The sequence below is a fragment of the Kitasatospora sp. NPDC091257 genome, assembly GCF_044757675.1.
Lineage (GTDB): Bacteria > Actinomycetota > Actinomycetes > Streptomycetales > Streptomycetaceae > Kitasatospora > Kitasatospora lactacystinica.
Genome location: NZ_JBIVVI010000451.1, coordinates 1 through 6,530 on the forward strand (window position 1 = coordinate 1; position 6,530 = coordinate 6,530).

The 6,530-nt window shown below is 69.2% G+C and carries 5 protein-coding genes and 1 riboswitch; of the genes, 3 read left to right on the forward strand and 2 right to left on the reverse strand.

The genetic code is table 11. The features are described 5' to 3' along the window. The 3 genes from ACIQOV_RS21210 to ACIQOV_RS21220 all read left to right on the forward strand — a co-directional run. Positions 1-1,339 (forward strand): ricin-type beta-trefoil lectin domain protein (locus tag ACIQOV_RS21210; protein WP_401050602.1); only part of this gene is annotated, 1,339 nt, incomplete at its 5' end. A gap of 65 nt (positions 1,340-1,404) precedes the next feature. Next, positions 1,405-1,548: riboswitch (cobalamin riboswitch) on the forward strand. Positions 1,549-1,738: 190 nt separating this feature from the next. After that, the gene (locus ACIQOV_RS21215) at positions 1,739-4,150 is read left to right on the forward strand and encodes a ribonucleoside-diphosphate reductase subunit alpha (protein WP_401050610.1); all 2,412 of its coding nucleotides are present in this window, start codon (positions 1,739-1,741) and stop codon (positions 4,148-4,150) included. Continuing rightward, complete coding sequence (locus tag ACIQOV_RS21220) at positions 4,150-5,169, forward strand: ribonucleotide-diphosphate reductase subunit beta (RefSeq protein ID WP_401050605.1); 1,020 nt, start codon at positions 4,150-4,152, stop codon at positions 5,167-5,169. The genes ACIQOV_RS21215 and ACIQOV_RS21220 overlap by 1 nt, the downstream gene beginning before the upstream one ends. Before the next feature lie 62 nt (positions 5,170-5,231). Here the strand turns inward: ACIQOV_RS21220 and ACIQOV_RS21225 are convergent, their stop codons facing one another. Next, positions 5,232-5,534, reverse strand: coding sequence for a DUF397 domain-containing protein (locus ACIQOV_RS21225; RefSeq protein WP_401050607.1), 303 nt, complete (start codon positions 5,532-5,534; stop codon positions 5,232-5,234). A 2-nt stretch (positions 5,535-5,536) separates the two neighbouring features. Further along, entirely contained in the window at positions 5,537-6,394 is an 858-nt protein-coding gene (locus tag ACIQOV_RS21230; protein ID WP_401050608.1) for a helix-turn-helix domain-containing protein, read from the reverse strand. Positions 6,395-6,530 lie beyond the last annotated feature (136 nt).

Sequence of the window (6,530 nt, forward strand, 5' to 3'; positions counted from 1 at the left end):
CCCCCGCGACCCGGCCCCGGTCGAGCTCCACCCCCGCCGGGTGAGCGCGCCGCCGAGCCGGCCCTCGTACCGGCCGACAACACCGCAGCAGGGAGGCGAGAACCCCATGACCACCCCCGCCGTACCCGGAACCGGGCGCGCGACCCGGCGCTCGTGGTGGTGGCTCGCGCCGACCATCGTGATCGCGCTGATCCTGTGCGCCGTGCTGCTCCCGCGGGACCGCAGGCAGCCCGACCAGACCGCCCCCGCGGTCGCCCCGCTGCCGGCCGCCACCGCCGGCGAGATCTGCTCCACCGGGGAGAACCGCTACCCCGCCCAGGCCGTCGACTCCGGCCGCTACCTGATCAACCCGAACGAGTGGAACGCCACCGGGGGCCTCTGCATCAGCGGCACCGACGGCGGAAGCGGCTTCCGGGTGACCCGCAGCGGCATCGGCCCCGCCAGCCTGACCGACCCGGACCGCGGCCCCGGCGCGTACCCGCACATCAGCACCCAGCTCCAGCCCGGCACCGGCCCGCTACCCATCGCGGTCGACAAGTTGCGCTACGCCACCAGCAGCTGGCGGACCACGCAGATCGACAGCGGCGTCTACAACGCCTCGTACGACGTCTGGTACAGCAACAGCCGGACCAGCTGCTCCTTCACCGAGAGCGCCGAGCTGATGATCTGGCTGCGCGGGAACGGCAAGACCCCGTTCGGCCGGCAGGCCGGCGAGCTCCAGGTCGGCGGCGCCTCCTACCGGGTGTACGAGGCGCCGAAGAAGAGCAGCCACACCCTGATCACCTACGAGATGGCCACCAGCGCGACCTCCGTCACCGACCTGGACCTGCGGGCCTTCACCCGCGACGCCGTCCAGCGCGGCTACGTCCCGGCGGGCTCGTACCTGTGCGCCGTCCAGGCCGGGTTCGAGATCTGGGACGGGGGCGCCGGGCTCAGCAGCGACTCGTTCTCGTTCCAGGCCGCCGCCGGGCAGCCCAGCGGCGCGATCACCTCGGCCCTGCCCGGTCTCTGCCTGGACAGCCGGGTGGCGGGCGATCCGGCCGCGATCGGCGCCGGCACCTGCGACGGCTCGCCCGCGCAGGCGTGGACGATGGGGGACGACGGCTCGGTGGGGCAGAACGGGCGCTGCGTCGAGGATCCGGGCCTCGGTTTCCCCGTCCTCACGGACTGCACCTCGCGCCCCGATCAGCGCTGGCGGGTGACCCCGACGGGGCAGCTCGCGAACCAGGGCACCGGGCGCTGCGTCGAGAATCCGGGCGCCGCCGCGAGCGGGACCGCCCAGGTCCGGATGCGCCCGTGCGAGGCCCGCACAGGCCAGGAATGGCACCCTCCAGCCTGAGCAGTTTATCGCACACACAGTCGAACAACTGTACTTCGCGACACAACATGTGGGGCTGCATCGGACTCACGGCACTAGATGTATGCTCGTCCCTGCTGTCGATGCAGGGGAACCCGGTGCGAATCCGGGACTGCCCCGCAGCGGTGAGCGGGCGGCTCCACGAGCCCTCCCCGCGAGTCCGAACACCTGCCGACGGTGTGCCACGGGCCCTCCCGCAGAGGCCGGCAGCACGAGCAGTTTCCTTCCGGGCCTCGCGGGCGGGCCGGGGATGCCACCGTCGCGCGGACGCCGCTTGCGCCCGCGTGCGTGCTCCCCTGCCCCGATCGGCCCGGTACCCCCGATCACCGCCGCCGATCGCCGCCAGGAGAGAGCGCCTTGACCATCGCCGCCTCAGCCACCCTGCCCGCCCAGGGCACCGGCACCGCCTTCACCGACCCGACGGTCTCCGACCCCGGCGGCGCCCTGTTGCGGCTGCTCACCGACCGCAGCACCGACCTCACCGAGGTCGACCCCGGCCATGTCGCCGCCGCCGCGCTGCGCGGCCGCCACGCCGGCTCGGACTTCGCCGAGCTGCGCGGGCTGGCCGTGGATGCCGCCGCGTCGATGATCGCCGAGGACCCCCAGTACTCGAAGCTCGCCGCCCGCCTGCTCGCCCTGGAGATCGTCGACGAGGCGAACAGCCAGGGCTCGGTGTCCTTCTCCGCCTCGATCGCCGTCGGCCACGCCGAGGGCCTGATCGGCGACACCACCGCCGCCTTCGTCACCAAGCACGCGGCCGCCCTGGACGCGCTCGTCGACACCAAGGGCGACGACCGCTTCGAGTACTTCGGCCTGCGCACGGTGCAGTCCCGCTACCTGCTGCGCCACCCGATCACCCGCAAGGTGATCGAGACCCCGCAGCACTTCCTGCTCCGCGTCGCCTGTGGCCTGGCGGTCGGCGACAGCGAGCAGTCCGTGCGCGAGGTGGCCGAGCTGTACGGCCTGATGAGCCGCCTGGAGTACCTGACGTCCTCGCCGACGCTCTTCAACTCCGGCACCCGCCACCCGCAGATGTCGAGCTGCTACCTGCTCGACTCGCCGCTGGACAACCTGGACTCGATCTACAACCGCTACGCGCAGATCGCCCGCCTGTCCAAGCACGCCGGCGGCATCGGCCTGTCGTACTCGCGCATCCGCTCGCGCGGCAGCCTGATCCGCGGCACCAACGGCAAGTCCAACGGCATCGTGCCGTTCCTGCGCACCCTCGACTCCTCGGTCGCCGCCGTCAACCAGGGCGGCCGCCGCAAGGGCGCGGCCTGCGTCTACCTGGAGACCTGGCACGCCGACATCGAGGAGTTCCTGGAGCTCCGCGACAACACCGGCGAAGAGGCCCGCCGCACCCACAACCTCAACCTGGCGCACTGGATCCCGGACGAGTTCATGCGCCGGGTCAACGCCAACCAGGACTGGTCGCTGTTCTCCCCGGCCGACGTGCCCGAGCTGGTCGACCTGTGGGGCGAGGAGTTCGACGAGGCGTACCGCAAGGCCGAGCTGGCCGGCAAGGCCGTGCGCACCATCCCGGCGCAGACCCTGTACGCCCGCATGATGCGTACCCTCGCGCAGACCGGCAACGGCTGGATGACCTTCAAGGACGCCTCCAACCGCGCCGCCAACCAGACCGCGCTGCCGGGCCGCACGGTGCACTCCTCCAACCTGTGCACCGAGATCCTGGAGGTCACGGACGACTCCGAGACCGCCGTCTGCAACCTGGGCTCGGTCAACCTGGGCGCCCACGTCGCCCCGGGCGCCACGGCCGACGACCTGATCGGCGCCATGGACTGGGAGCGCCTCGACGCCACCGTCCGTACGGCCGTGACGTTCCTCGACCGCGTGGTGGACATCAACTTCTACCCGACCACCGAGGCCGGGACGTCCAACTCCCGCTGGCGGCCGGTCGGCCTCGGCGTGATGGGCCTCCAGGACGTCTTCTTCCAGCTGCGGATCGACTTCGACTCCGCCGAGGCGAAGGTCCTCTCCACCCTCATCGCCGAGCGCATCATGCTCACCGCGTACGAGCGCTCCGCCGACCTGGCCGAGCAGCTCGGCCGCCACGAGGCGTACGGCGAGACCCGCGCCGCCCGCGGCGAGCTGCACATCGACCACTTCCCGACGGCCGCCCCGCAGTGGGCCGACCGCTGGACGGCGCTGCGCGCCCGGATCGCCGAGACCGGCCTGCGCAACTCGCTGCTGCTGGCCATCGCGCCGACCGCGACCATCGCGTCCATCGCCGGCGTGTACGAGTGCATCGAGCCGCAGGTGTCCAACCTGTTCAAGCGCGAGACGCTGTCCGGCGAGTTCCTCCAGGTCAACCCGTACCTGGTGCGCGAGCTCAAGGAGCTCGGCGTCTGGGACCAGCAGACCCGCGACGCCCTGCGCGACGCCAACGGCTCGGTGCAGGAGCTGAACTGGCTGCCCGCCGAGGTGCGTTCGCTGTACCGGACGGCCTGGGAGCTGCCGCAGCGCGCGCTGATCGACCTGGCCGCGGCCCGCATGCCGTACCTGGACCAGAGCCAGTCCCTGAACCTGTTCATGGCGGCGCCGACCATCGGCAAGCTCAGCTCGATGTACGCCTACGCGTGGAAGGTCGGTCTGAAGACCACCTACTACCTGCGTTCCCGCCCGGCCACCCGCATCGCCCAGGCCGCGTCCGGTGCCGCCCGTGCCGCCGCGCCGGCGCCCGTGCCCGTGAACACCCCGACCCTCACCCCGGAGCAGGAAGCCGCCCTCGCCTGCTCCCTGGAGAACCCCGAGTCCTGCGAGGCCTGCCAGTAATGTCCCAGTCCGAAGACCGCAAGATGCTGCTCGACCCCGGCTTCGAGCTGACCCTGCGCCCGATGCGCTACCCGTCGTTCTACGACCGGTACCGGGACGCGATCAAGAACACCTGGACCGTCGAGGAGGTGGACCTGCACTCCGACGTCGCCGACCTGGCGAAGCTCAGCGAGGGCGAGCGCCACCTGATCGGCCGGCTGGTCGCGTTCTTCGCGACGGGCGACTCGATCGTCTCCAACAACGTGGTGCTGAGCCTCTACAAGCACATCAACTCGCCCGAGGCGCGGCTGTACCTCTCGCGGCAGCTGTTCGAAGAGGCCGTGCACGTCCAGTTCTACCTGACGCTGCTCGACACCTACCTGCCCGACCCGGAGGACCGCAACGCGGCCTTCGCAGCGGTGGAGAACATCCCCTCCATCCGCCAGAAGGCGCAGTTCTGCTTCAAGTACATGAACGCGGTCGACCACATCGACTCGCTGCAGACGAAGGAGGACAGGCGGGCGTTCCTGCTCAACCTGATCTGCTTCGCGGCGTGCGTGGAGGGACTGTTCTTCTACGGCGCGTTCGCCTACGTGTACTGGTTCCGGAGCCGGGGCCTGCTGCACGGCCTGGCCACGGGTACGAACTGGGTGTTCCGCGACGAGTCCATGCACATGGACTTCGCGATGTCGGTGGTCGACACCGTCCGCGAGGAGGAGCCCGACCTCTTCGACGACGAGATGGCCAAGCAGGTCACGGAGATGCTGGAGGAGGCCGTCGAGGCCGAGCTCCAGTTCGCCCAGGACCTGTGCGGTGAGGGTCTGCCCGGCATGAACACCGCCTCGATGCGGGAGTACCTGCAGGCCGTGGCGGACCAGCGCCTCGCGCGCCTCGGCCTGCCGATCCGGTACGGGTCGACCAACCCGTTCGGCTTCATGGAGCTCCAGAACGTCCAGGAGCTGACCAACTTCTTCGAGCGCCGCGTGTCGGCGTACCAGGTGGCCGTCGAGGGCACCGTCGCCTTCGACGACGACTTCTAGGAAGTACGAACCAACAGAGGTGCCCCGCACGGCCACAGCCCGTGCGGGGCACCTCTGTCATGTCAGTCGGTCGAAAACTCCCCGGACTTGACCCCGGAGAGGAAGGACGACCAGGCATCGGCCGGGAAGACCAGCGCCGGCCCACCCGGGTCCTTGGAGTCCCGGACAGCCATTCCGCCCAGGATCAGCCGGCCGGTCTCCACGCACTCGTTCGCCTGAGCGCTGTAGCTGCTCTTGCGCCACTCACGTCCGGGGATCGCAACGACCCCAGCCACCTCGATGCAGTCGCTCTGCGCACCCGAGTACGACGACTTACGCCACTCAAGTCCGACAGCGGAAGCGGACGGCAGGAACATACTCGCCATTTCTAGATCTTGTCCTTTGCGCGCTCGATGAGTGCGACCGATTCGGTACGCGGCAATGACTCCGCCAGGGCACTGCGGAACAGGTTGGTGTACTTGAACACTTCCTCCGGCTCCTCGATGTAGAGCGTGCTGAGCAGGCTGTCGACGTACACCACGTCCGTTTCCGTCGCCTCGGGGAAGCTCAAGATGGCGACGGGCCCAAAGAGCGCAGCATGAACGTCTGACTCCTCCGGCAGGACCTGGATGTTGATGTTCGGCTGTTCGGCACTCGCCACCAGGAAGTCGAGCTGCTCACGCATAACCGATGGTCCACCAATCCGGTGCTTCAGCACGGACTCCGACAGAACGACCCACATCCGAAGCGGCGCCTCACGCACCAGCACGGCGCGCCGCTCCTGGCGAACCTTCGTGAGTCGCTCGACCTGCTCCGACGTCGCATCCTCTATCTGGGCACGGACCACCGCACGCGTGTAGTCCTCTGTCTGAAGCAGGCCCGGCACCAGAAATGTCTGGATGCTGTACATGTCCGACGCATCGGATTCCAGTGCGATGAAGTCGGCATAGAGCGGCGACAGCGTGTCCGAGTATCGATCCCACCAGCCGCGAAGACGACCTTCGCGAGACAGAGCCTCCAACCGGCCCCGAACCGCTGAGTCCGTTACCCCGTACAGGTCGAGCAGCAACCGTAGATCCACCAGCCTGATACCCGACTGGGCGGCCTCGATCCGGCTGATCTTGCTCTCGGCGCACGCAAGATGCCGCGCCGAGTGAGCGATCGTCAAATTGGCGTCCACCCGTAGCTCTCTGAGTGTTCGAGCCAGCCGCCGCTGCCGAACGGTCGGGTTCTTGTTGACGGGCACCGCCGCGACCTCCCCACTTCTGTCGAGCTGCCAGTCTGCCCCCCTCTCGGCGTCGACAACAATCTTTGCTCACTTCCAAAGTAGGGACTTGCACTTTGGAAGTTCCCAGGCGCATGCTACTCAACGTAGCTCGACG

What these genes read in the sequence shown, in the direction of transcription:
- ACIQOV_RS21225 (WP_401050607.1), bottom strand. Translation starts at nt 5,534, where the DNA reads ATGGCGAGTATGTTCCTGCCGTCCGCTTCCGCTGTCGGACTTGAGTGG.
- ACIQOV_RS21220 (WP_401050605.1), top strand. Translation starts at nt 4,150, where the DNA reads ATGTCCCAGTCCGAAGACCGCAAGATGCTGCTCGACCCCGGCTTCGAG.